The organism is Sphingobacterium olei, assembly GCF_005048855.1.
GTDB classification, from domain to species: domain Bacteria; phylum Bacteroidota; class Bacteroidia; order Sphingobacteriales; family Sphingobacteriaceae; genus Sphingobacterium; species Sphingobacterium olei.
In genome coordinates this window covers 344,715-370,651 of record NZ_SUME01000001.1, presented here as the reverse complement: position 1 = coordinate 370,651, position 25,937 = coordinate 344,715, and the positions used below count along the sequence as shown (strand labels likewise).

At 43.1% G+C, this 25,937-nt stretch carries 18 protein-coding genes and 1 pseudogene; 5 read left to right on the top strand and 14 right to left on the bottom strand.

Translation table 11 applies throughout. The features are described 5' to 3' along the window. Positions 1–40: 40 nt before the first annotated feature. The 3 genes from FAZ15_RS01565 to FAZ15_RS01560 are packed head-to-tail and all read left to right on the top strand — an operon-like array spanning position 41 to position 1,185. A complete protein-coding gene (locus FAZ15_RS01565) occupies positions 41–583 on the top strand; it encodes a MauE/DoxX family redox-associated membrane protein (protein ID WP_202912292.1) in 543 nt (180 codons plus the stop codon). Between the two features lie 21 nt (positions 584–604). After that, positions 605–778, top strand: coding sequence for a hypothetical protein (locus tag FAZ15_RS22405; protein ID WP_162304844.1), 174 nt, complete (start codon positions 605–607; stop codon positions 776–778). Between the two features lie 23 nt (positions 779–801). After that, the gene (locus FAZ15_RS01560; protein ID WP_136899450.1) at positions 802–1,185 is read left to right on the top strand and encodes a hypothetical protein; all 384 of its coding nucleotides are present in this window, start codon (positions 802–804) and stop codon (positions 1,183–1,185) included. A 53-nt stretch (positions 1,186–1,238) separates the two neighbouring features. On the opposite strand, the gene FAZ15_RS01555 is transcribed toward FAZ15_RS01560, so the two are convergent. Genes FAZ15_RS01555 through FAZ15_RS01545 form a run of 3 tightly spaced genes read right to left on the bottom strand, consistent with a single transcriptional unit; the run spans position 1,239 to position 7,853 of the window. Further along, complete coding sequence (locus FAZ15_RS01555) at positions 1,239–2,615, bottom strand: RagB/SusD family nutrient uptake outer membrane protein (protein ID WP_136899448.1); 1,377 nt, start codon at positions 2,613–2,615, stop codon at positions 1,239–1,241. 19 nt (positions 2,616–2,634) lie between these two features. Beyond that, a complete protein-coding gene (locus tag FAZ15_RS01550; protein WP_136899446.1) occupies positions 2,635–5,832 on the bottom strand; it encodes a SusC/RagA family TonB-linked outer membrane protein in 3,198 nt (1,065 codons plus the stop codon). Then, on the bottom strand, positions 5,829–7,853 hold the full coding sequence (locus tag FAZ15_RS01545) for a TlpA family protein disulfide reductase (protein WP_136899444.1): 2,025 nt from the start codon (positions 7,851–7,853) through the stop codon (positions 5,829–5,831). The genes FAZ15_RS01550 and FAZ15_RS01545 overlap by 4 nt, the downstream gene beginning before the upstream one ends. A gap of 88 nt (positions 7,854–7,941) precedes the next feature. On the opposite strand from FAZ15_RS01545, the gene FAZ15_RS01540 reads away from it, so the two are divergent. Beyond that, positions 7,942–8,157: a hypothetical protein gene (locus FAZ15_RS01540; RefSeq protein WP_136899442.1), complete on the top strand. Its 216-nt coding sequence runs from the start codon at positions 7,942–7,944 to the stop codon at positions 8,155–8,157. Positions 8,158–8,367: 210 nt separating this feature from the next. Then, positions 8,368–8,640, top strand: coding sequence for a helix-turn-helix domain-containing protein (locus FAZ15_RS01535; protein ID WP_136899439.1), 273 nt, complete (start codon positions 8,368–8,370; stop codon positions 8,638–8,640). A gap of 21 nt (positions 8,641–8,661) precedes the next feature. Here the strand turns inward: FAZ15_RS01535 and FAZ15_RS01530 are convergent, their stop codons facing one another. From FAZ15_RS01530 to FAZ15_RS01485, 11 genes and pseudogenes are all read right to left on the bottom strand, one after another. Beyond that, on the bottom strand, positions 8,662–9,531 hold the full coding sequence (locus tag FAZ15_RS01530) for a HEPN domain-containing protein (protein ID WP_136899437.1): 870 nt from the start codon (positions 9,529–9,531) through the stop codon (positions 8,662–8,664). 326 nt (positions 9,532–9,857) lie between these two features. Beyond that, a complete protein-coding gene (locus FAZ15_RS01525) occupies positions 9,858–10,937 on the bottom strand; it encodes a hypothetical protein (RefSeq protein ID WP_136899435.1) in 1,080 nt (359 codons plus the stop codon). 6 nt (positions 10,938–10,943) lie between these two features. Then, positions 10,944–15,509: a DUF6443 domain-containing protein gene (locus FAZ15_RS01520; RefSeq protein ID WP_136899433.1), complete on the bottom strand. Its 4,566-nt coding sequence runs from the start codon at positions 15,507–15,509 to the stop codon at positions 10,944–10,946. Positions 15,510–15,593: 84 nt separating this feature from the next. After that, positions 15,594–19,400 (bottom strand): RHS repeat domain-containing protein, encoded by a 3,807-nt coding sequence (locus FAZ15_RS01515; protein ID WP_136899431.1) that lies wholly within the window; start codon positions 19,398–19,400, stop codon positions 15,594–15,596. A gap of 107 nt (positions 19,401–19,507) precedes the next feature. Next, positions 19,508–19,729 (bottom strand): annotated as a pseudogene (locus FAZ15_RS23085) (hypothetical protein); the annotation flags it as partial. 80 nt (positions 19,730–19,809) lie between these two features. Beyond that, positions 19,810–22,341: an ATP-binding protein gene (locus FAZ15_RS01510; RefSeq protein ID WP_136899429.1), complete on the bottom strand. Its 2,532-nt coding sequence runs from the start codon at positions 22,339–22,341 to the stop codon at positions 19,810–19,812. Positions 22,342–22,357: 16 nt separating this feature from the next. Continuing rightward, on the bottom strand, positions 22,358–23,524 hold the full coding sequence (locus FAZ15_RS01505) for an ATP-binding protein (RefSeq protein ID WP_136899427.1): 1,167 nt from the start codon (positions 23,522–23,524) through the stop codon (positions 22,358–22,360). Between the two features lie 400 nt (positions 23,525–23,924). Continuing rightward, positions 23,925–24,440, bottom strand: coding sequence for a hypothetical protein (locus FAZ15_RS01500; protein ID WP_136899425.1), 516 nt, complete (start codon positions 24,438–24,440; stop codon positions 23,925–23,927). A gap of 8 nt (positions 24,441–24,448) precedes the next feature. Beyond that, positions 24,449–24,742 (bottom strand): RHS repeat-associated core domain-containing protein, encoded by a 294-nt coding sequence (locus tag FAZ15_RS01495; protein ID WP_136899423.1) that lies wholly within the window; start codon positions 24,740–24,742, stop codon positions 24,449–24,451. Continuing rightward, positions 24,729–25,382 (bottom strand): hypothetical protein, encoded by a 654-nt coding sequence (locus FAZ15_RS01490; protein ID WP_136899421.1) that lies wholly within the window; start codon positions 25,380–25,382, stop codon positions 24,729–24,731. The genes FAZ15_RS01495 and FAZ15_RS01490 overlap by 14 nt, the downstream gene beginning before the upstream one ends. Before the next feature lie 17 nt (positions 25,383–25,399). Next, positions 25,400–25,936, bottom strand: coding sequence for an STM3941 family protein (locus tag FAZ15_RS01485; RefSeq protein WP_136899419.1), 537 nt, complete (start codon positions 25,934–25,936; stop codon positions 25,400–25,402). Position 25,937: the final 1 nt, after the last annotated feature.

Here is a 25,937-nt window from a genome sequence, read left to right as displayed (position 1 = left end):
ATCTGCGAATTAACAAATTCGCGCATAAGCAACAAAGCATATGAGAACACGACAATACATATTACAAGCAATAACCGTAGCCTTACTCCTACTTTGGATCCCGGTATCTATCGATAAAATAATTAATTTTCAACAGTTTAAATACGGAATCCTTCAGCAACCATTTAGCTATGCCGTGGCTTGGATAGTTATCTACACCTTGCCTGTTTTAGAAGTTGCGATAGTCATATTGCTGGTGATACAAAATCTCCGTCATTCAGCGGAACGAAGTGACGTGGGAATCTGGAGATTTCATTTAACAAACCCCTTCCTCCTATCATCCCTGTTGATGGCAGCCTTTACCGGTTACGTTGGGCTAGCCCTTTTGGGCGCGTGGGGCAAGGTACCCTGTGCATGCGGATCAGTGATCAGCGGGATGACCTGGATGCAGCACTTTTGGTTCAACTTACTTTTCCTGATCATCAGTATAGGAGGCGCTGTACTACACAAGAGACTGACAGCTTCTTCATCGTTTTTGCGAGAAGTAAATTCGAACAGAGGTGAGAACACAAACATAAAGCCCCATGGGCTTCAAAGAGAATAGCACAACAACTTACAACGGAACTTGGATTCTAGGTTAGTCCGGGCAAAGGGTTTGTCGCCAAAAGACATTTCAGACTATCCAATGCGTTTGCCCCGGCACCGTACAGAAAATGGGCAAGCTCAGGATAACAGTACTTTCTTTTCCGTCGGGACACCGGATGTGTTCTTCCCGATGGAAAAAGAAAGAAAACAGTAACAACAAACTAAAACACAAGCAAAATGCTTAAAACACTCAAAAAAAATGCAATGGCCTTGGCAGCCTTGGCGATTGCAGTAAGTGCGTCGGCTTATAACGTAGCTGACAAATTCACAACAGCACAAAGTGGCTGGTACACGGTAACGCCCGATCCGGACGACCATGACAACCAAAATTCACAGATAATTGGTTCCTTTGTTAGTGAAACTCCTCCAGTAGGAAACTGTTCCCCGGAAGTTCTGCCAGCAGAGAAACCATGTCAAATATTGCTGGACCTTTCTCTCTTTTCACAAACCACTCCTACGGGAATGAATGTTGCTGAAGCAGTAAACACATATGATGCTATCATAGATGAAGCAAATAGTGGTGGAAATGAGGATGGCTATGCGAGAACGGAACCGGAATAAACTAAAGTTACACAATTAAGAAAACAGGAGCACGGGTGCTCCTGTTTTCATTTTTACCGCTCATTTGGCACAATTTTACTTATCTCCAGCACCTTATCAGGTATCTGCCAGACATACTTTTTATCGTTTGGAAGCAACGTATAGACTCGCCCGTTCAATGTTCTAACAATTGACTTAGCGTATAAGGGGTCTTTGTTAAGCCGTCTTAAATCACTCCATCTCAATCCCCTAAAAGCCAATTCCCTTCTTCTTTCATCGAGTATATATTTCAGTAGTTCATCTTTAGCTAAACCTACCAACGGAATGTATTCGCTAGTTGGAAATCGCAATATCCCCAACTCGTTCATAATCTTGGTTGCTCTTTCGATTTCATTGTTTCGAGCAAACACCTCTGCCTGTATTAATTTAATTTCTGAGGTAGAAATTCCTGAAAAAATAGATAAACCACCTGTCAATGATCCTCTAAAAATAATGTTATTAATGCTCCCAATGCTGTAATATACTTTTAGTCTTAGATCATCTTCATGATATAAATCCAGCAATTCCGGATCTAAATACATTCTTGTCCTCGACAACACACCCAATGCAGGCACATAGCAATGAAATATAATCTCCGGGTTGCCAACTCCATAATCATTTTTAAAAGGGTAGGTAACATTTGTCTGAAGCGTATTAAAATCCAATAGGTCTTCTTGTATACTCAATGTCCGTTCAGCATATTCACCTGATAACCGATAATCCCCCATGACAAGATATACCTTGGCCAGTAAACCAAAAACGGCTTGCTTGGAAGGATTGATCCGCACCCTGTTATCCGTTGTCAACCGTTCTTCAGCAATTCGTAAATCATCGATAATCTGCTTATAGGTACTTTCCAGTGTAGACCGCTTAACAGGCTCTGTAATGTCACTGCTTAAACGAAGTGGTATTCCAAGATCGTGTTTAGCGGAGGCTTCATCGTAAGGCTTACAAAATAACTGTGCCAGTTGAAAAAAATTGAATGCCCTGAAAAATAGCGCTGAGCCACTTGCGTTATTCCAATTTTCGAGCTCCTCTGAACTGGGTTTCAGTCTATCCAACCCATCCAAAACCATATTTGCAACCTGAATTTTATTGTATGCATTGTTCCAGTCACCTACTTCCTTATTTTCATACACGTCATCAGCCCAAAAATATGCATTTCGCTCAATCACACTCCCTATAGGAAGACTCTGCCATGTCGCATCTTCTAAATAGTATTCATCCGCTCCGGCAATAGCAAGGGTCCCTGTACTATTCGCAATTAGCGAAGTGGCTTGCATCATTGCAAGGTAATCACTCACTTTGTTGGGGGATCCTATACTGAGATCTGACTTAATCTCTAGGAATTCTTTTCCACACGAAGTAAAGAATACCGATAATATGATATATTTAATTATGTTTGTTTTCATCACTTTTTCTTTATTTAGATTATAACAAAACCTTGATCCCAAGATTGAACTGTCTAACGGGCACAAAAATGGAATTCCTAAAATCCGGGTCGATTGGGTATTTGGTACTTTTCCAAAGGAGACCTAGATTCGTTGCAAACCCGCTGATTGTGACCCCCTTGATTGGCGTACCCCGGATAAAGGATTTATCTATTTGATAATTCAAACCTATATCCTGCAACCGTATCAGATCTGCTTTCGTAATCAGTTGCTGTGATACCCGATAATATGTAGCTGCTGCTGAGATATCGGCAGCTGTCATTTCATTAGCGTTGATCCTTCTTGGAACTTGTGTGATAAGCTCGTCCCCTTCCTGTCGCCACCGGTCGAAATAATCCATATGATAAGCTGCTCTATTTTCGCCATCTGGTTCCATAGAAGATCTCCGGAAAACATTACCGCCCTTCCATGTCACCAGAAAAGAAAGCTGAAAATTTTTCCAACCGAGTGTGTTCCGAACAGAACCATAGAATGTGGGTACGGTCACGCCCGCATCGATCAACATCTCTTTCTTGAGATGTACATTGGAGAACTCGCTATAGTTCTTTGATAATTCATCATCAATATAGATTATTGGTAGTCCCTCGTTTGAAAGCCCATGCCAAGGTAAACTGTAGATCACATCTTTAGATCTACCGATCTCGGGCGGTACGGAGGGGTTATAATAGTTACTTACCCTTGTAGCTTCATTTGTCGCATAGTTCTTTATCTTATTCTTCACCCAGCTGGACAATACATCCACCTTCCAGTTTATATTGTGCCAAGCATGTTGGGTACTCACCTGAATATCCCAGCCTTTGCTTTGGATATCAGCGTAGTTAATCTTATAGGCCTCATCCACGCCCGTTGTCGGATCCATAAACTGATCGCCGATTAAATCATTACCATCCTTAATATAATACTCGATCGATCCAGATAACTTAGCACCGAACATTTTCCAATCGAGGCCAGAATTCCATGTATAGACTTTTTCCCAGCGTAAAGACGGATTCCCCACAGACAACACGGTAGCTGCGGGTTGTCCAAGAGCAGAGGTAGTGAATCTTACCGTAGGATAGTGTGTCACCGATTTATTTACGTTACCCGATCGTCCATATGTAGTACGTAAACGCAGGTAAGGTAAAATATGTTCTAAATCAAAAAAATCTTCATTACTTATGTTCCAACTACCTCCTATAGACCATAAAGGAACCCCTTTATCGTTCGTTTTTACGCCAAATAAATTACTAGCATCCCACCTTATACTACCACTAACAATATATCTGGAGTTGTAATCATAGCTCATATTACCATAGTAAGAAAGATCTCTGTTTGTTAATTTTTTTCTAATAGCAGAAGCCCCTGGAATGAACCGCGACGGCGCGCCTGTGGGGCGTGTTGGGTAACTCTGATTAAAATTGTACTGATTGCTGCCTGTCAGGTAATCATCATGATAATTGTATAACACCATGCCCGGAAAAATTTCAGCTTGGCTATGTCGTATTTCCATACCTGCTAACGTATTCAATTTATGCCTTTCATCATATGTACCCGCATAGTTAACCTGTAATCTACCGAAATGAGAAAAGCGGTCTTCCGGATTCCCCTCCCTATATATTCCATTATTGGGAATTATAAAGCTCCCATTGGCTTGCGTATAGCTATTGACAAGATTTCGCACATAGTAACTATCTTTTAAATAATGCGTATTAGATTTGCTATTTCCTTGTACCAGTTGATAGTTGGCCCTGATTTCCAGCCCGGTCAACGGTTTGACGCCCACATCTGCGTTTATCCTATATTCGCGTCCATAACTCGTGTTATTCACTAATGACCGCTCTTCCAGCGGTCGGTAGAGCCAGTCCAGCAAACCCTCGTTCTCAGCAACCCGGGCATAGCTATATTTAACATCCTTAACTATTGATTGGGCGATACCATCATCAGACAATTGGATATAAGGCGAAATAGACGGATAACCCGCATAATTACCTGTGAGATCATTATACGAAACTCCATTAGATATATTTCCATTATGCACATATGTAAATCCTAGACCTAAATCTATCGCCCTGGTCGGTGCAAACCGGTTTACTATCGAGAAATTAACCCGCTTGCTATCGTTTCCGATCACCTCACTTTTATTGTCCCATAGACCGAATGAAAGTTTATAATTGTGCATTCCCGCTCCGCCGCTTACGTTTAGACCATATTGACCATTAAAACCACTTCTATACAGATGCTTCATGGCCTGCAATCTCGTGTCTGTATTTCGTAACCTTTCCTCTCCCATCCTCAATTCTTCTAAAGAAATCCTTCCGTTCTTCTGCTCATCCAGTAAATCCACGTAATAAGGAACAGTAACATGATCAGCGATATTGTAAAGCGCTTCCTCATACCTTTGTTTTTCTATATCCATCACTATATCGCTAGGCAACCATGCCATAGAATAAGTGAGATCTGGTCTTTCACTAAACCCTGTATTGGCATTCAGATTTATATTTACCCTACCATTCAGCTTGGCTTGCTTACTATTTATCACGATAACACCATTTCCAGCCATTGCTCCCCAGATACTTGCAGCCGCTGCATCTTTCAATATGGTGATATCTTCGATGTCATTCGGGTCGATATTATTCAGATCACCTTCATAAGGAAAATTATCTAAAATAATCAATGGCTGTGCGTTGGATTCTATTGTGCTTAATCCCCTTACCCTAATATCATTCGACGAATTTCCACCAGCATTGACAAACTGTACTCCTGACGCAACACCTTCCAGTCGTTGGAGAATATTTGGACTGGGGTTACGATCAAGCAACGTATTGTCTATATGCACAAAAGATCCAGTGGCCCTTTCTTTTGGGAGTCGATAATATCCAGTACTTATCTCAACTACTTCAATAGCCTTTTCATCTGCAACCAACGTTATCTTCAGGTCGCTTTGAGCACGGGCAACGTATATCGTCTTAGTCAAATATCCAATAGCCGATATGATCAATGAATCGGCATTGAAAAACGGAACCTGAAAATCGCCGTCAGCATCACTTGAGGATTCTGTGCCAGACGCCTGCCATCTTAAAGAAGCATATTCAATGGGAAGATCCGTTTTATCTGAGATTACCGTACCACTTATGGACTGGCCGCTTGCATAGGAAAGCGACAAACAACCTCCAAATAAAATAGCTAAAAGCCTTATCATAATTTACCTCCTTCTCGGCTATGCACTATCGACTCCCATCCATTTTTCAATGGGAGCGATGTGTTTGTACCTTGAACAATATCCTTCAGGCGGTCTACAGATAGATTTTTTGTTTCTGGTATAGCAATTAATTTATTATCCTTAATCAATACTACGCCTCCGTATTGTTCCTTTTTGAAGAAATAGGCATTTAATATATTCGTACTTTCTCCAATTATTGCCGGCAGATCCCATTCACGACTTTCTATAAAATCTGAAATGCCATCTGGGTTGCCAACATATACAGTAAGCACTTCAATCTGATTGTTAAAGACTTTCTTGTACATGTTCCACTGTTCTACAGATTTAATGCAGGGTGCACAGAATTTTGACCAAAAGTCAAGTACTAATAATGGACTTTCTTGGTATTCGTATAGGGTCAATTTACTTCTTTCTTTTGAATGATTTACAACATCATAGGCAAGGTCCCAAAAGGAATCCGGTAGGGTATCGCCAACAATAATCTGAGGAATCTGTTCAATTTCCCTGAACAACCAGACGGTCTGTTTACCCTTCTGGAGGCTTGAATTTTGGTATTCTGTGGTAAGCGGTTGGTATCCTTGACGGTTAATTTCAATTTGACCATCTGTCCTTACGACGGATAATATAAATTTTCCAAATTTATCGGTAAAAGCATAATTACCTGTTTCGCGATCTTTAACTTTTACTGCTTCAATAGGCTGATGGGTGGTGTGGCTTTTTACCCAACCTGTGATTTCATTCTGCCCATTCACAGTCCGTGTTTCCACGGACTGTGCCTGAGCATCACTAAACAACACACATGTATAAACTATCGTTACGAAGCAGATTGCCCATGGTTGGCAAAACAGCGTCCTACTTCTATTATATCTTGATGTAATTAGGATGGCCCCTAATTGGTTATCACACCATAAAGCTACACAATATTTACTAAAACCATGTAAATTATTCTTAAATTTTGCATAGAATGCCTGCCACTTGTTACCAACTTCACCGTATGCGGTTGGTAGCTTTTTAGTAAGTCTTTGGTAAGTCTTTAGTAAGTCTAGGGTATACTTTTGGTAAGTAACCCGTATACTAACCGTAGCTTTTTGGTATAGCGACCGTAGGTTAATGGCATTTTTTTCGCTCGCTGTTCTAACTGTATTCTGCTTTTGTTCTACCTTTCTTCTACCTTTGTTCTGCTTTTCCGGCTTGGCGCTCTGATCATTGTCTGATCGCGCTCCGATCGCCATCGGAGCACGAAGCCGGCGCGAAGCCGTACTGAAGCCGTGGCGATCGGAGGCAGGGCGAACTTGGTAGGTACCTGGTAGGGTGTTGTCCCGATCTGTTGTATTCGCATAGTACAGGTTTTGTATCGTTGAAGTACTGTTTTTATGTGCTATTGCTTTGAAAATGCCGGCTATTTTGTACAATATTGCCATAGCATGAGGCCATCTCACTGCCGAAATAAGGGCTTTTGTACTATGTTCGTTTAGTACTATATCAGTACTTAGCATGTACTTAACACATACTTGGCGAGTAGGGAGCACATGCTTAGGACAAGAATGTACAACTTTGTTGGACAAGAGGAGCGATGTTCGAGGAAATCTCGGAGTTTCGGATTTCCGTTGTTGTTCGAGACTTGTTCGACACTCCTTCGGGTGTTGTTCGAGAGTTCTTCGAGACCGCTTCGACTCTTCTTCGAGAGTTGTTCGACTGGTCTTCGACTGCTGTTCGACTGCGCTTCGACTGTTCTTCGGCAACGAGTCGAAGCCGACCCGAAGCGCAGTCGAAGGATTGCCGAAGAAAGGGTTAACCTGTCCCGAAGCTGATACGGCTGTGGTACGGAACAATAGCGTAAACGCGCAGAACAATGGCCGAATAAAAGCGAATGGTTTTGGCCAAGCTTTATGCACTTTGATTTCTTGTTGGGCAAAGTTTAAGGGTATTTCACCTTCTAATGGGTTGTCTTTTGTCTTTGGGAAAAGGACATACCTCTCCCATTTGCGTAATTTTCGCATTCTTTTAGTGGTTAGTGTAAAAGATTAGGCCGAGTGGAATTAGATCAAATCTATAGCTCCTAGCGGGTTCTCTTACAGTTTTAAAAAATTGTTACTGAGAGAAATCGGAATGCGGATATATACTGTTCATAATCAAGGTTTTCATACTTCATTTTCAACGCATCCTTGGGGAAGACCAATAAAACGGTCGGAAGCGGCCGAGCTACTCTGGCGGGCATTTAATAAGGGTAAAAGCATCATCCAGAAATGGACGATGCGGTATATACACAGTACAGAAAAGGCACCTCCCTTGCTCAGTGGTTGAGCGTGAGAAACAACGCGACCATAACCCTAAAAAAATAAGGGAGGTCCTTTCTGAATATGTGATGTACTTTTCTAAGTCTATAAATTTCATCCACGTCGGTTTTAGGTTTCTCACGCCGTTACCAATGAATGATAATTCAAAGATAGAAAGTATTACTTATTATTCCAAATTTGGTATAGTATATTTTACTTTTAAAATGTCTCTTTGTTTATGGCTGAACAGTATATAGACAAAGAATCGTTACAATTCGTAAGAGAAAATCTTTGGTCGATATCTAAAGCAAAGGGCATTACTCTTGAAGATATTCAAGATAGAACGGGATTCAGCTATAGTCAAGTCTACCGTATCATACGAGGTAGCAATAATATTTCCGTAAGCGGCTTAATCGCTGTCTGTAAAGCTTTAGAAATTCAGCCTTCTGAAGTATTCACTTTTGCGTTAGAAATACCAAAACACCTGCCGTTACGTAGGGATCGAAAATAAGTTACACTCAATTTAGAAAAGTTAAATCAAGCTTTCTATTTTCTCTTTACAAATCCTTACCACAAGATGCTCAAGCTGTTCAGTTTTGGCTAAAAGGTTCTCCAAGTCTACCCTATCAACCTGATAATCATCTTTATATCTCGCATCAATATAACTTTTTTGAAGAATATTAAATAATCGATTTTGTTCATTATCTCCGGGAGGAAAACAAAACAACCTGTCGATTTCTTTAGAGATATTCTTTACGTGATTTCTATACTCTTTTATACTATGGGTTTTGGGTTTATATCCAGTAAACACTAAACCAAACCCTGCATATAGTTTCTCCGCAGTTTGATGAACAAGAAACATGACCTCATTCAGTTTGTATCCCTTTTCTAAAGAATTTCGGAAAACAAGCATTGTATGATCAAGCATTCTAGAACCGCTTTCAACCCATTTTTCGTAATAATATTCAGCCTCTTCACGTTGTTCCGCAACGGACAATGGTCTAGCATCGGAGAAGTGAAAGTTATCAGTATCATACAAAACGATTCCTTCCTCAATGATATCCTTAAAAAAATATTGCCCTCTTTCTAAGCCATAATTGATATGGTCTAACTCATGAACACTTGGGTTCACAGGGTGATCGAACTTCGCCGTACGATTACTTATTCGACTTCTCACCTCATATTCTTCAAGCCGTAAACCGTTGGTAACAACTAGAAAATCAAAATCGCTTTTGTATGTGTAAGTAACTCCATTTTCCACATATATATCATCAACCCAGTCTCCACGCGCAAAACTGCCGAAAAGAATAACCTTTTCAGGCTTAGCTACGTCCTTGATCACCTCAAGAATTTCTGCGATATCCTTCTGCTTGTCCTCTGGTAAATGGGATAATTGATTCATATTGTAAATATATGGAATAAAGGAGTTGAAAATAAATGAGACCGGAATATTATTCTTAACAAAGCGACATTACTTACCTAAAGCCTCAATCTAGAGACCTTTTCAATATAATTGCCACAAAATCGGGAAAAACATCAAAAAGTTCAAAAAATAAGTCCTTTTAGAGAAATTGTAGAAATCGGTACCTAAGCCGTCTTAAACCTACAAATCATCGACCCCTTCTATCTTAACATGTGATACATCGGGTGGTTACAGACTTTTTCCAGAAAAATATCGCTGCGATGTAAATTAAAAAACGCCAAGCTCTTAGCCTGGCGTCTTACTTTTTATTGGAATTTACAGGTTAAAACCTTTCCGTTACCAACATAAGCCGTCATTTGTTCATCCTTATAAAAGGATATAGGCTTTAAGTATAAAGCTTCATCAAGTCGATGATTATCCCAAGTTAAACCATTGTCTTTTGATACAAACATCAAAGGCTTAGTGCCTCCAAATCCCCCAAGCATATTTTTATCTATTTGAGAAGCTATAACAACTATCAGTTCGTTGTATTTATAGAGCTGTTTAGGGATAACATCTGCATCATCTGAAAAAGCATGAACACCGGTTGTTCTTTCTTTCTCATAACGTTGTAAAACAGTCCTGTCTTCTTCTTTTCCTAATAACCAATAATCCCCATTTTCTTCTACTGAAAAATCAGTAATGTTTAAATTAAACTGTATGGAATCTAAGTTGTCATTATTCTTATTTATTGAATAAATCCAATCACTTCTCAAGTTATTTTTATAAGAAAGAAAGTATAGCCTTTCATCTTTCCTGTGAACTACATTTACAGGTCGATTCAATTCTACTGCATTCCATTCTTTCCCTCCGTTATTAGTTTTCAAAAACTGATAATCTAAAGGGTTTCCCGAAGGTCTAAAGAATACGTACCCAATTTCATCAGAATCAAAATAAACATCTCTTATAAAAGAATTCCCCTGATTCCATTCATATAATTCTTCTATTTGACTGCTTTCTTTAGAAATCCTGTATAATTTATGTTTACTAAATTCAGGATTCCCGTCCTTCAGTTCGTGTTGCTCACTGATCAAAAAAATATTTTGTATAGTTTGACAAACAGCCCAGCATTTACCAGGAATCTTTTCACTAAAAGAGTTCCAGATTTTTTCATCTCCTACAGTCGACCGTTCAATTGTAATTTCACTTATACGATAATCTAGTTGATTTCCCTCTACTACTCCAAATAAGTAATGATAATTCTCATCACTTAATAGATGTGTAAACAATTCGTGGCTAATATCTATATTAGACCGATGAATACTGCATTGTGACGAATTTCTTTTACTAATACAACCCATTCCAATGATTAAAATTGAAACGGCAATTATTACTTTTGTTTTCATATTCAATTACCATTTAGATTCCCAAGGTTTTAAAATCCCAGGATTTTTTTGAGGATCCCAAAGATTCGGGTTTCTTGGAGATTTTAAGATATGTGGAAACATCCCCTTAATTTGTTTAAGCCCATCTTTAGACAAAAATGAATCTTTAATATCAGGAGTCCACATTATATGCCATAGATCGTTACCTTTTAACAATCCAATCTTACCACTACCAGAATAAGCTGGAACGTGAGTACCATAAGCAAATCCCTGGAAAGCATCATTGCTCCCTTGTATAGATGGATTAGCACTAATACCTTGATTCATCATTTTTTGTAATGAAACCGCTGTTTCATCCAACCATTCTTTCCCTAAAGCAGCTAGTTTATCTCTTGTTTCGTTCTTAAAGGCATTAATATACTTATGTCCGTACCCTAGGTAATAATCAGGTGGCCGAGTATTATACTTTTCTATATGATTTTTATACCGATCAACATAATAGCTTGCATCACCTGTCGCTTCGATATCATCATACTGATAGTTTACAGTACTTGGATCAGCTCCATTAGTCAATTGCCATCCATCTTTTTTCGTCATTGTCCAGTTGTATCCAAACGCGTCATTTGTAGTCGAACCTGCTTTTGCCTTATCACACGGAACATATGTGTCTCCTACTTTTTGCCAACATCTTCCATCTGGATCTATATATGTTGTAGGATTATTTATGGCGTAAGCATAAGGAGATACTTGAATATTTTTATCAGCATCTGCCAGCGGATCCGGCACATTCCACCGCCCTATCTCTGCGTCGTAGAACCTCGCGCCGTAATCATACTGCCCACCTATCTCATTCTGCAATTCCTTGCCGTTATAAAGATAGGTATTATTCCCTGCCGCTACAACACGCCGCTTGCCGAACGGATAGTAGTCATCTTTCTGCAGGACCTCTACCGCATTATTGTTCGCCGCGTTACGGTACACCGTTGACCTGACATTGCCCAAGTGGTCCGTCAGGTTGTAACGGTAAGTATAGGTTCCGTTACTGTTCCGGTAAGCCACCCCCTCACCCATATGGATCAGCTCGATGTTGTTCCCATTATACTCTATACCGCCGACGTAATCACGGTTCCCGCCCTGGTTGGAATACTTTTTCAACTTGGTACCCATGGCATCGTAAAGGTAACCCACCCGCACCGAAGCGTTGTACACCGAATCTGGCAGGCTCAGGTAGTTGTAACGGATTGTCATACCCGTACGGTCCCTGGTCGCATTGCCGTTGGCATCATACAGATAGCTGTTCGTATTGCCCGAAAGGTTCGCCAGCTTGTTGCTCTTGTTATTATTGTTGTACGTATAGGTCGTGGAAGTAGTGGCTGTCGTATTGCCGGTATTGCGGGCAAGGGTTTTGATATTGCCCATACCATCATAGGTCAGTGCTTCGATCATGACCGTCGTACCCGTACTCGTGCCATTGGTAAGCCGGTTGAGCCTGTCGTAGCTGTAACTGAACGTGCTGTTCGTTGAAGCACCATGGCCCCAGAGCTGCTGTGCTATATTGCCGTTGTACTGGGTATTGGCCAGTGTATTACCGGCGCCGTCCACGTTATAGTTCAGCCGGTAGGTAAAGTGTGGGGATGATGCGCCCCGGATCCAGCCCCGCTCATTGTAGTTATAATCAACTAACGTGTGGTAGTTGCTGCCGTTTTTGTCGCCACCGATCGATTTCCTCTTCAGCTGGCCAATCTCGTTGTATTCGTTCTTTGACAGCGTCACTTCTTTCAATGGGTCATTGACGTAATGCTTGGTCGCTAGCAGCCTGCCCACATGATCGTATCCATTTTTGGTAAATACCGTTGTCACCGCTCCCGAAGCTGAGGCCTTATGCTCCCGCTTGCTGGTCAGCAGTTCGCCGGGAAAATTGTAGGTGTTCGTTACATAGTCGGTACCGCCCAGATGGTTCTGGGCTCCCGTCTGGATAACCCTTGCCTTGTCGTCATAATAACTGACCGTTAGCAAAGGCAGGGTACCATCATCCCTGTAAACTTTTGTACCGGTATGCAGTCCTTTGGTCCTACTGCTCCTGACAACCGATTTTTCGGGCAGCAGGTAGCTACCGGCGAACAGATAGTTATCGTAGTAGTTCACCACCAGGGGCTGTACATTTATATTCGGAAATGTAAAATTGCTGTACACGCTGTCCGTGCGCTGCTCCCACATGATGGGATTTGCCTCGACAGCGGTAACGGCCAGATGTCGGGTATTAAGAAGTATGTCGGTATGGATGCCCCTTATTACTTCCCGGCCCAGCACATCGTACTTGATATAGTTCCACTTGCCCGAGATCCGCTGGACGGCATCCTGCGACATGACCAACCGGTCGCCCCCGTTATATACGTACCATTCCCAGCCTTTGCCCGGAACCTTCTTCTCCGCCAGACGGCCCCTGCCATCGTACCGGTAGGCGTAGATATATTCGTTGAACATCACATCCCCGTCAACAAACATGTCCGTGGGATATCCCGGGGGGACAACATAACGGAGGTCGCCAAGATCGTCGTATACATAATAGGTGTCAAGTACTTCGGATGGACTCCTGGCAATGCGCTTCAGCACGGTACGGCCAAGGTCGTCCCGGATCTCGGTAACGGTGCCCGCCGTGCTGTCTGCCGGCACGTTCTCGTCCTGCACCGATTCCCGGTAATAGTGACCGTTCGAACTGGACAGGCCCGCCCCACTGGGGGTAACCTTCCAGATCATCCCGGAATAAATACCATAACCTTTCTTTACGGTATGCCCCGAACCTGGAATATCCGCACGTGCTGGCTGCCACGCCGCTCCCGGTGCTCCCTGCTGCTCCAGCCTTCCCAGTGGACTGCGCTCGAGCACTGCCTCTGAATAGGGATGGGCCGTACGGACTATATCTGCAACAGGGGACTCTGTGTAAAAATCGACCACGGCCGAAGCTCCTCCTGTCCTGTAGGAGCCGTTGCCGGTAACCCCGGATGTATAGGGAAGGTATTTACGTACCTCGCGGCCGACAGCATCGTATTCGACATGCTGCACCACATCGGCCAGGTCCGGACTGCCACGCCACGCCACCGTCTGGATCGGGCGGCCAAGGCCGTCGAAGTACCGTACCACACGGTTGGCCCCGGATACCGGCAGGGTATCCAGCTGGGCCAGGTTATACATTCCGCTGTCGCGAACGGTCGTCTCTACGATATAGTTGCGGTCGCTGGGCAGAAATGCCGGGGGAACAGCAGCTACTATCGATAGCGTAAACGAAGCTGTTGAACTGCCCGTACTGTTCCGTGCGGTTACGGTATAGGTCTGGGGAGCTGTGACAACAGGGATACTGCCCAGGATCCTCCCTGTGGAATGATCAAATATAAGACCGTTGGGCAATGCCGGACTGATACTATAGGCGGGCTGTATATTAACTCTCTTTATCCGGTTTGAAGTATTCTCCGCGATATAGAACTTACCGGCCGCGTCCTCCGATATGCTGAACGGATTGGTAAACTGGCCACTGGTGGATATCGTCAGAACATTGCCTGACGGCGAGATATAGCGGACTGCATTGTTGAGCATATCCACAGAATATATATTCCCCCGCCTAATGACAACATCGCTGAAACCGTTGAAACGGGCTGTTCCGCCCTGACCATCGACAAAGCCTGCCGTGCCATTGCCCGCCACGGTGGTTACGGTACCCCCACTGACCTTTCTCAGGACATTATTGAGCCGGTCGGCTACATAGAGATCCCCATTGCCATCGAAGGACAACGACTTGGGCTGATAAAAGCGGGCAGTATTTACGGGCCCGTCCTGCAGGCCCTGGACCCCGCTTCCCGCATAATCACTAACAACTCCCGAAGGTGTGATCTTTCGTATCTTGTTGTTGTAGGCATCCGCAACATATAGATTCCCCGAACCGTCAAATGCCAGGCCCATAGGGTAATGGAACGAGGCCGCCGTACCCGTACCGTTCGCTGAGCCGATAGTACCGCTCCCTGCGAAGACCGTTACCACGCCTGACGCGGTGATCTTGCGGATACGGTGGTTCTGCTGGTCGGCAACAAAGATATTGCCCGAGGCATCGATGGCAAGGAAGCTCGGATGGCGGAAACGCGCAGCCGTGCCCGTACCGTTCACATAGCCATAGGACGTGCTGTTGCCACCGGCAAATACGGTCTGTACACCGGCGGCGGTCCGCTTCATGATCGAATGGTAGCCCGTATTGGCAATATACAGTGACCCATCAGCTCCAACGGCCGTATTCAGCGGATTATAGTATCCGGTCAGCGTCTGTTCTACCGTGACACCGAAAGCGGCAGCCCCGCCGCTATTGACGGGGGTCCAGTCTACCGCCTGGCCGGCCTGAAATATGCCGGTCCCTCCATAACTGACCGAAGGAAGGGTTCCTGCCGACGACATCGGCTGCACATTATCCGGTGTGGACAGAACGGCACCGACGGCCGTAGCTTGCTGCAGAAGATGGATATCCGCCGTGTCGACCTGACCGTAGCCTGCAAGGCAACAGCTGAGATTGATAAAGATGAACCGGATATAGCTGTATATATTCTTTTTCATAATGTCAAGTACCGGTAAGGCATCTGGTTTGTCTCAATCAAACCAGATGCCGTAAAAAAAAACTGTGCCCTATATTCCATACCGTCAAAAATTGGTTACCCAGATCTCGTAACTGCTCCCCATAACAAATGTATGACTGCTGCCCTGCTGGATCATCGACGAGGTACCGGCAGTTGTATTATTTACATAAAAATTTGTAAAAAAGCCGTCCTCATGCCGCGCCGAGGGGTCCACACGGAAGCTCACCGTATAGCTGCCTCCGGGAACGTACATCGATATATGGCTCTTCTGTGCCGCCATCATCTCATTGAAAGGCAGTCTCGAACTGCTCGCAACGACGTGGCCATCCTTAAGGATATCCACGTAGGCATACCTGGGATAGTCATAGGCCGTCATATATGCACTGTACAGCTTCAGCTCCACAAACTGCTGTCCGGCAGGTGCGGAAAGAGCCTGGGTCGTATCGGAAAAATCTACGTAGTAATAGGAGACAGGAATCTCTCCCTCCGCCTGCAGCGTCGCCAGATCGATGTCTGCCCCAAGCTTGTCGCCTCCATACTTTACATAATTATAGAGCATCGTATTCCAGCTGATCGTCGCCATAGCGGGCCGGCTGAACGATATCGTGGAAAGTACCCACGGCTGCCATTCGTAAAGGTTGTAGTCTATCTTTCTGGTCACCCTGCCCCCGTGGTCATGCACCGAGGCCAGACGGTTGTTGCCGTCATAGGTATAACGCGTCGGAAGCAGTCTCCCGTCGAACTCGCTCATGATATTCCCGGTCCTGTCATACGTGAAATACCGTATATCCGAGGTTGCGGGCCCCAGACCGGGGTGTTCTGACATCAGATTGGATTCCAGGGATGGGGCACTTGCCGGATTTCGCACCCAGTTCTCTTCACGGAATGTGATGCCCGAGTAGGAAAGGTTCCTGCCCACCAGGACCGGCCGGCTTGAGCTGTACCCCCAGAGGATACTGTTGGGAACACCGTCCCGCTCACTGTACTGAAGGACGTTGCCGTAAACATCATGGAGACCGTAGTTCAGCACATCATACAGCGTTCCCCCGCTACGGGCCTCCCGTACCCGGGAGGGTACATAGAACGCGCCTTCCCCGATGGCCCTGTATTCGGTGAGCTGCCGGTAGGTTTCTGATCCGTTTACCTTCTCGATCCGCTCTACGGGTACAGAGACCATGTTCTTTGCTGTCATGGACTGAAAGACACTATTGGATGGATAGTTGTTGGGATACCTGTAGACCGTCTCCCTGGCCGTGCCGTCACCTCCCGTTTCACTAACGGATGAGGGCTGTAGGTAGGGAAGACTCGCATAGCTGTAGTCCCGGACCGTGACAACCGAATCTCCTGTGGGGGTATAGCTGGTCTCCCGCTCCTGCTCGACCAGCATCCTGCCGCAGGAGATCGTATATTCATAAAACCGGTAACCGTCAGCTCCTGCCGATATCCCGCCCGAACTCCCGGAGTAAAATCCGGGCACATAGATCTGGTGGTCCGTATAGGGATTATTGCTGTTCAGGGCATAAAAATTGGTACGTCTGCGCGCATGTAATACCCGGATGACACCGCTCTGGAGGTACCGTGTATAGCTGTACTGCTGCCTGTGTACCTTCTCAAACCTCGGTAACGGGCGGTTGCTCCGCTTATATAAAGTCTTTGACTTCAGATGCCCAAGCTCATAGAACGACTTGATCGGCGCACTCTCAAAATAGGGAACATGGAACATCTCGAACAGATAACGTGTATAGACGCTCATAAAAGCTTCCGGACCGTAATACTCGTAAACCGTCTTGCCGCTCTGCTGCCCGTAATCCACATCGTATCTGGTAACATGCGTATAATACACGGGGGAACCGTTGGGCATCGAATAGTTGAAATGCTCTCCCGGATAATAGGTGTACACCGTATCCTTGGTCAGATAATATGACGTATTGGAAGGTACCGATATCCCATTGATCACAGTTGTATAGCTGTTCCTGGTGTAAAATACATTGTAGATGGGTTCGGCCTCAACACCCACAAAATTGTAATAGCGTGCCTCCTTTGACCGGGGCGGACGGATAAAACACTCTCCGGTACCTTCTTCGTTGCGCCCATACCGGTAGCTCTCCTGTTTCAGCAGTTTCTGGCCGTCCCTGAAATCGATATGGCTGACCGTCCGTATCCGCAGACCGCCGGCCTCTACGGGGACCGACTGGGCATAGCTGCCGTTGTCCATCTGCTGCCGGTACCGGTGCGGCTCATAGTCAAACTCTACAGCCCCGCCCCCTGGACGGACTATACGTTTTAACATGCCCTGCAGCATACCGGACCGGCTCGGATGGTACCGGTGCCGCCGCACCTCCGGGGAGAAACTGTTGCCCGTCGTAAAGTACGTATTCACGAACGTCGCGTACGTGTTGCCCGGAACCCAGTACCAATCTACCGGATGGGTCTGGTAGGGCATCGTGGAGGTGCTGCTGTTGAAACTGTATGAATTGAACGTAAAGTCGTTCACATAGCCCCACATATCACCGCCCTTGAGCTGGTGGCCGAAATTGAACTTACTGTAATAGGAGAATCCATAACGGTCCGGTGTGCCGGTAGCTGAACTGTAAATATGGAGTGAGTCCAGGTATCTGGTTTCCATCAGATCGCCATTGTAATTCAGAGCGGACACGGATATAAAAAAATCGACCTTCTTCAACAGGTCGTTTCCTGAGGTCCTGTGCTCGATCTGGCCCAGCTTGTACGCACCCGTAAATTCAACCGTCTCCAGTCTCGTACTTATCCTCCTGAGGGCAAGGGGCCATATCTGGGCACTCCGGAAATTGTTCAGCGAACCCGAGGTGAGATCCTGGAAACCGAACTGTCCCGTTGAGTTTATATAGTAGGGTACGCGGTACCTGTTCCGTTCATTGAGGCCTCCGTAATGCTCCTCGATCAGCGGACGGGACAGGTAGGTGATCTTATGGGGGCCCTGTGTCGGAAAAAAACTTTCCCAGGAACCATAGAAAGGCTCCGGACTCCCCTGTCGGACCTCCCCAAGGGAAGATCTGTTCGAGATATTCTTGTGCACCACAACCTTGTCCTCGGTGGTATTGGCGTATTCAGGGTTCTTCATGTCGTACTCGAACACCATTTCGTTGCCCCCACGGGCCGAGCGTATCACATGGCACTTCCAGGCCGTAACCTTGAAGTCCGTCATTTCCAACAGGTGCTCCGCAGCGCTCTGCTGCACCGAGGCCAGCTCTCCGGCCTCGGCAGTCGTCTTGCCGAACTTGTACTCCGTGCCGTCGGTGTCCGTAATATAAAAAGCTCCGTCATTGTATGTGATCTTGATGTTCTCGTAAGGGATCGTAACAAAACTGTAGCCGTTCCCATTGGTATTTTTCTTTACATAGAACGTCCCGGATTTGCCCAGAAGCTGGAAACTGAACTTATCAGGCGTACCGTCTCCATTGAGCTCCAGATAAAAGATGTTGTTGTTCATGAAACTCCCATTGGGATCGAAATCGTACTGCGATCCACTGCCCCCCTTGATCTGCGTGTTGTTTGCATAACCCGTGCTGCCGACCAGGTCATCCTTCCCGTTTACCACACGGGCGACCTGAAGATCCGTGGTCAGGCTCCATCCAAGTCCTGAACGTGTCGACTGCTCGTTGCGGCGAAAACCGCCTGAGTGGTAGCTCAGACCGACCGGAAGGCTCAGGTCGCCCACATCCAGCGAGAACAGCGGAACGGATATATCGACCACGCCACGGTTCAGGTCCACCGGATAGTCCACCTTCTTCATCAGTGCCGCGGCCTCCGGGCTTACCGGAACGGGCGGACGGTCCTGGCCCATCGCACAGGCCATTAAAAACAACTGTAAACAGAATATGTGAAATCTCATCTTATTTGGCTTTTCATGGAAACGTTCAAAAAAATAAGCAGCCAGTGGACATCCGGTAGACAGAAAACGGGAACAGGAGTCTCATCTCCCTGGCGTGTTAATAATTTTTATATCACGACAAGATAGCCATAAGCACAGGTAGGAAACGACCGTATTTTAACAAAAACAGACCATATTTTAACAAAAAAATATCCGAAAGAGTCCGGGGATAGTAGGTCTTGGGATTGGTAACCGCCTGCAGTATTGCTATCGCCCCTTATGGCGGCAGAGATGGTGGTATTATGAATTCCTAGCGCTCTGGAGGCACTCTTGATACTCGGATATCTGGCAGTTCCACCTACTTTTGATTCAAATAATACGACATAACAACTTTTAAAACATTTATTGGATTACAAAAAATCTACTTTTATTAGTTAAGCTTGTAAGCTACCTTCATCTGCTTTACTTTTTGTAGAATTTCTTCTACAGGCACTTTTAGTTCCTCCCCCATCTTTATGATCTCATTCGGCATCTCATCTTTTAACAATGTCATTAACGCATAATATGTAGGCTTAAATAATTCTTTTAATGTCGGGTACTTTTCAAAATTATTATACAATAGATGATATTGATGTCTTGATAAAAGAAGTATAAGAACATCATTAAATACATCATAGTGGTCTTTATCAACATCATTGAAAAGCTGTTCTATATATTCGCTGTAATAACCCCCTTCCCATATCAAAATAAAGGCTTTAATTAATTTCAATGGCTTTGACGAGGTGATTATATCGTAACTTTCAATCTCCATCAAGAGCTCTTTAGAAGCAGAAAGGTCTTTTACTTCTTCTATAAGTCCGATTAATAAAAAACTATACGCGATTTCCCTAAGAACATTATTTGGGTCATGCTTTGCATACAGGTCAACAGCTTTTCTGAAGTACGATGAAGTAATATTAATATTTAAATCACCTTTTCGATCCTGCTTTTCTAAAGCAGAAAAACCTTTGAAGAAGTAATAATCTCCATCTTTCGGTGCGTTACTCAACCACTCCGCTAAAGACGTAAAATCTTCTTTTGTAAAAGCCAAAAATGTATATAATTCGCCCCTAGAAATTACGCCTTTTTCAACCCCATGTATGAGCACTTCCTCTGTTTTTTTCCAATCACCTTTCAGTTCGTATATAAATTTGATTTTCTTTAACACCTGATCCATCCCCAGATCTAACGCTTTGTAGTAATGTTCCAAAGCTAAATCCCAAACTTGCTGATTCAAATAGGCATCGCCCAACACTTGTTCTTTATGTTCTGGTTTTAAATCTGTACTAACCTCAACTATCCTAAATAATGCATCATAGTAATTTAAGCTATTACATAAAAGAAATAGCAAATTCAACCATTCATTGGAAATTTGATCTATCTTATCCAACACTGCCTTGGCTTCCTCTATCTGTTGCAGATCGGTAAAAATTTTAGATAATAATAGGTAAGCTTCTGTCTTTCTTACATTAGACAGAAGATTTATAGCCCTTTCTAGATTTTCCTCTTTATAAGATCTAAGAGCAAGAGAAATTTTACGATTCTCGAGATTCGGTAAATATTTACGTTCTTCTTCTCTAAGAACATTTGATGTTTCTTCAATAAGATCATCCAATTTATTCGGATCAAACTTATCCGAGTTAACCAATGCATCCACTAGTAATAAAGCCGAAGCCGGAGCGTACTTTCCTGACCGCAATGAACTAATGTGGCTTTTTACAAAAGCATCAAAGCTATCCTCATCATCATACCACATTTCTAAGAATTTGGTTAACCTCGCCACGCGCTTGCGATCTCGACGATCACCATTGCGCATTAGATACCAAATATTAAAAAATCTCTCTTTGAGTTGGTATAAATGATTCTTAGTCGTCGTTGCTTTCTTCTCAACTACATTATTCTTCTCCAATTGTGCCAACTGCGCTGAAATCAACTTGGTCTGCGCTTTTTTTCCATCCTCACGGATTTCGGCTGCAATCTCCTTGGCACTTACTGCATCCCATTTCTTAGCGATTACATCGACAATGCGTCTCTGCTGCGTAGGCAAATCTTCAATACGATGTTTATACAGTGGCGTAGCTTTATCCAATACTTTCTCCAAATCTTCCAACGCCTTACCGTTAGGATCGTCTAATAGCACCTGATACAGCATCATAATTGTACGAATAACTCCGCCTGTTAAGACAGCTAAAGTATCAATTTTAGCTTTATGCCTTTTTATATCTATACGTCTGGCTTGAGGACAATCCTCTTGAAGCTTTGATATCAGCTCGTAGGTCTCTTCCTTTGTCAGTCCATCGAGATAGATAATATGAAAAAACTCAAAAAACGGTTGGCTGTAATCGTGTAGATCATTGATGACCACCGCTGATGCCCCTATAATACGGATGTCATTGCATTCTATCAAAATTTCTCTCAATCTACGTTTCTCCTTTTCACGTAGATTGTCCAAGAAAAGTTCCCCAAAGTTATCGAAGAAAATAATCAGCTTTTTTTCACGCTCGTGTAGTTTTTCAATCAAGAATTTAAAGCAAAGTCGCTCATAATCCTCCTTGTCTACAAATTGCTCTGTGTAATCATAATATTCGCCATTGGTATCAAAATATTCGTCAAGATATCTTAATATTCTTTCCCAGAGACTGGACAAACTAGTAACATCATAAGTCTCCTCGTTAAAAAACACCGGCACTAACCAGTCTTTAAGCTCTTCAGTACGTGCTACTTCATACTTCAACCGCAGCAATAATGTGGTCTTACCCATACCCCGCTGGCCCTGTATCAAGTAATGCTTTTCCGGATAACGCATAACACTAGTACGAATGTCCTTGAATATCTTTTCAAAGGTTTTGGTGCGCACGACAAAATTGGCGATCAGATCGTCCTCTCGCAGATTTGCCGGATTATATAACGTTGGTTCTCCCATTTTTTATTTAATTAAATTATCTACACATATGTCGCCTGCACCATAGCTGTAAGATAGGGGACGTATAACGATATACCCTATCTTCTTGGCTGTAGTAGAGGTAACCATCTCCTTCTACTATATTCTTTATGCGTTGCATATCTTCTACGGCATGCTTTACACCGAGATCTACCATTACATCTTCATCGATCTGATCGTACAACGCCACATACTTAAGCACATCAAGAACAAATGCATGCTCCGGTCCTTTAAACACACTGTTCAATCGAGCAAAATATGGCTCGAACTGAGCTCGATTTCGTACATGAACTACTTGCTCAAAAGCCTTGTCTACAGTTATTACATCGATCTCTTTTTCTTCAACCTCATATACTTCAATCAATTCTTGGGCTATCAATTGTAGATGAAAGGGTATGTACCACTTCATTTTATCTAACACGTATTGCAGTAAATCCATCTTAATAGTTAAACTCTCCTCTCCCAACAACCGTTGCAAAAAATCATTCGCTTCATCTACAGAAAGAGCTTGCAATTCGACAGCACGTAAATCATTAACTGCAGTTAACTGTGTTACCTGCTCGACCATAGGATACAGGGATAGCGAGCCTGTATAGATAAACTGTATTTTGCCAGCTACCTCAGGATGATGCCGAAGAGCTCTATTCTTTTGAATAAAACGTTCAGCGGCACCACGACCTTCTGTATTTAAAATATTCTGTATGGTTTGTGGAAACTCATCAATCTGTACTACTAGCTGTCCGAGTTCTCGCTTTACATTTGAAAATAGCTCTACCAATATATCGTAATAATCGGTTTCATCACGCTCTCGCAATTCTACGTTATAGATTTTTTTAACACGATCCATAATGCTAAGAACAAAATCTCGGAAGTTAGCAGATGCTTTAGACAGCGCATTAATGGCATCACTATTCAACAAGGCTTCGAAAATTATTTTGAAAAATTCATTTCCTGAATCAACAGATTCGGTAATAATATACACAAAGTAGTATCCGTCCTGGGGATTTTCCTCCATATATTTAAGTATAGACGTCTTTCCTACCCTTCTCGGCGCGGAAAGATATATACTCGCTCCTGATTTGAGTGCCCTGTATAATTTATTGATTTCTTTATCTCTGGGATAAAAAGCATCTCCTCTTGCTGGATTTCCTAAACTATTCCTCATGTTAACAAAATTTCCATTGCTAAATATAATGACAATATTTTTGTTGTCAAAATGTTTAACAAAATTTCTATTGCCATATTTACACTACGCGCAATACCTATAGGTAACTTACCTAAATTGTAATAATTGGTCTTGCAAACCAAAAGATGAATTGTTTTGAATATGGATAGTCGGCATGTTTTTGTTCGGTATCCTCGAGCCGTTTCCCTGTATCACAGACCTGTGTCCTTTCCTAAAATCATAACTATTGATCCTAAAAAGATCTTGCAGGTAGTTATCCGTAGTTTAACTAACATCTGGAACAACAGCTTATCTCCAGAAGAACCCCCGTACTAAAAAGGCTTTCGCAAAATAAAAGCCCCGGATATCTCCGAGGCTTCCTTGTATTCTTAACCCAATCTTAAAGCTTCGACAAAAACCTAAAGCTATAAAGCCAGAGAGCTACTGATCCTATTACGAAGAGAAGCGTGAATAAGGCGTATTTCCACTTCTCTTTTCTTGATCGCTTATCCAGCTTCTTGAAATACTTGACATACTTATCTCCCTTAAAAACAGTGCAGTAGCAAAGAATAAAAGAAAAAATGGCGTAAGCAAAAACATAAATTGGTTTAACCAGAAAATAAACATTCAAATAACCAAAAAAAGTACTTGTAAAACCCCACAACAAAAAAGTTACAATACCAGCTAATGTCCCGCCAGATGCCATAATTCCAAAACCGAACCTTTTATCTGTCCAAACTTTATTTGCAACATCAAGATGGGTTGTGCCTTGTTCTTCAAACTTTCTTTTCACTGCTGGGATTTTCCCTATTAATATAAAAGGGTTTATTTTATTGGACAGCATATGGAGTTTATAATCTGCCTTGTATATACAGTAATGGAAAATATTCAACCATATTTCTATCTTTTCAATCATATCCTTCACTACTTTAACGACCATGTATATTGATACGCCTTCGCCAGAACTCCCTTTAGCGTCGTGATCGGTGTCGAAAACCCTTCCTCTCCAGATTCGAGACGTTCCATCAGACCCACTAGATCCTGCTCGCCCTGTCCAATCGCGCTTCGCCAGCTCATGTATTCCTGATAACAATAACCACTGCTGACCCCATCAATCTTCCGACAGTCTGGATCCAAATAATTTATAGGATCGTTGCCCACAAAACCATAGGGCGTCATCCCCACGTAAGCATCTGCCAATGGGTCATTTATCACCATCCTCATCTAATTTCAAGGTCAACTCTTCCGGAACGCCCAACTCCTTCCGCTTTTTTAGGTAATCTTCCCTTGAATACGGACCATATACTTTCGACATAGGGACGTAATCATTTTCATTTTGTTCCTTATGCGAGATGATCCAATAATTGACCGGACGGGAAAATAGGTCCACATAATAGGGATCATACTGAAACAGGCTGTCTATAACGCTCTGCATAAGGTTAAAATCCGCTGTGCTACGCGCCGTGGATATACCCTTGGATTTCATATTTCGATATAAAATACTATCGGGAAACAGATATCTTTGTAAAAAATCAACATCTATTTTCAAGGTATTTTCATCTTCATAATCGATAAAGACTCCATATTCCATTGAGAGTTTACCATATAAAAATGCCTTATGATGTCTTAAAGATGGTTTTTGTACCACAATGATAAAGGTCGAATCAAAATCATAGTCGATAACTTTTGGATAAATCTGCTTCCCCCAACTAGGTCCTTCTAAACTAGCACCAGATCCTTCATATAAATATTCATAACCTCCACTGAGGTCCCTTGAAACATCCCCAAATCCTGGCCCGCAGGATACAGCTGACAAAGCTGTAATAATTGTTAAAATAAAGCTCTTAATTACCATCATACTGACTTTATTTTTCACTAAGATTCAGAAGCTAGCTTGTATTGTTCCCATTTCTCCCTCAATTGTCTCTCTAATGTATCCACGTAAGTATTTAAGGCTATCATTGGAATCACGATTGGGGAGCCTAATTTTTTATTCTGACGTCTTAAAAGCAGCCTCTTTATAAAATTTTTCTCCCTATCAATGATAAGCTCAGAATGAGTTATATCTATCTTTACCATAGCTACTGAACCCTCATGAATCTGACAAATATCTACAACACTACTCCACGGTATAAAACCGACACTTAGTGAATTAGAGCTATCTATAAGTCCTTTCTTATTAACAATCAATGCTACCTTTCTGAAATAAATCTTAATTGAAAGCAAGAAAATAAAGCTAAAATATATTAGTGAGATAGCGCCAATTGTTTGAATAATTGTTTCATTACGAACTAAAACAGAGCTCAATAATTCTGGATAAAAAAATAGATAACCCCCAAGAGCGATAAAAATCAATTGACCTATTGCTAAAATCCATTTACGCTTTGTGTTAAAAAAAACTGTAATATCCATA

What these genes read in the sequence shown, in the direction of transcription:
- FAZ15_RS01530 (WP_136899437.1), bottom strand. Translation starts at nt 9,531, where the DNA reads ATGAATCAATTATCCCATTTACCAGAGGACAAGCAGAAGGATATCGCA.
- FAZ15_RS01520 (WP_136899433.1), bottom strand. Translation starts at nt 15,509, where the DNA reads ATGAAAAAGAATATATACAGCTATATCCGGTTCATCTTTATCAATCTC.
- FAZ15_RS01510 (WP_136899429.1), bottom strand. Translation starts at nt 22,341, where the DNA reads ATGGGAGAACCAACGTTATATAATCCGGCAAATCTGCGAGAGGACGAT.
- FAZ15_RS01555 (WP_136899448.1), bottom strand. Translation starts at nt 2,615, where the DNA reads ATGAAAACAAACATAATTAAATATATCATATTATCGGTATTCTTTACT.
- FAZ15_RS01545 (WP_136899444.1), bottom strand. Translation starts at nt 7,853, where the DNA reads ATGCGAAAATTACGCAAATGGGAGAGGTATGTCCTTTTCCCAAAGACA.
- FAZ15_RS01485 (WP_136899419.1), bottom strand. Translation starts at nt 25,936, where the DNA reads ATGGATATTACAGTTTTTTTTAACACAAAGCGTAAATGGATTTTAGCA.
- FAZ15_RS01515 (WP_136899431.1), bottom strand. Translation starts at nt 19,400, where the DNA reads ATGAGATTTCACATATTCTGTTTACAGTTGTTTTTAATGGCCTGTGCG.
- FAZ15_RS01505 (WP_136899427.1), bottom strand. Translation starts at nt 23,524, where the DNA reads ATGAGGAATAGTTTAGGAAATCCAGCAAGAGGAGATGCTTTTTATCCC.
- FAZ15_RS01565 (WP_202912292.1), top strand. Translation starts at nt 41, where the DNA reads ATGAGAACACGACAATACATATTACAAGCAATAACCGTAGCCTTACTC.
- FAZ15_RS01495 (WP_136899423.1), bottom strand. Translation starts at nt 24,742, where the DNA reads ATGGTGATAAATGACCCATTGGCAGATGCTTACGTGGGGATGACGCCC.
- FAZ15_RS01560 (WP_136899450.1), top strand. Translation starts at nt 802, where the DNA reads ATGCTTAAAACACTCAAAAAAAATGCAATGGCCTTGGCAGCCTTGGCG.
- FAZ15_RS01535 (WP_136899439.1), top strand. Translation starts at nt 8,368, where the DNA reads ATGGCTGAACAGTATATAGACAAAGAATCGTTACAATTCGTAAGAGAA.
- FAZ15_RS01550 (WP_136899446.1), bottom strand. Translation starts at nt 5,832, where the DNA reads ATGATAAGGCTTTTAGCTATTTTATTTGGAGGTTGTTTGTCGCTTTCC.
- FAZ15_RS01525 (WP_136899435.1), bottom strand. Translation starts at nt 10,937, where the DNA reads ATGAAAACAAAAGTAATAATTGCCGTTTCAATTTTAATCATTGGAATG.
- FAZ15_RS01500 (WP_136899425.1), bottom strand. Translation starts at nt 24,440, where the DNA reads ATGATTGAAAAGATAGAAATATGGTTGAATATTTTCCATTACTGTATA.
- FAZ15_RS01490 (WP_136899421.1), bottom strand. Translation starts at nt 25,382, where the DNA reads ATGATGGTAATTAAGAGCTTTATTTTAACAATTATTACAGCTTTGTCA.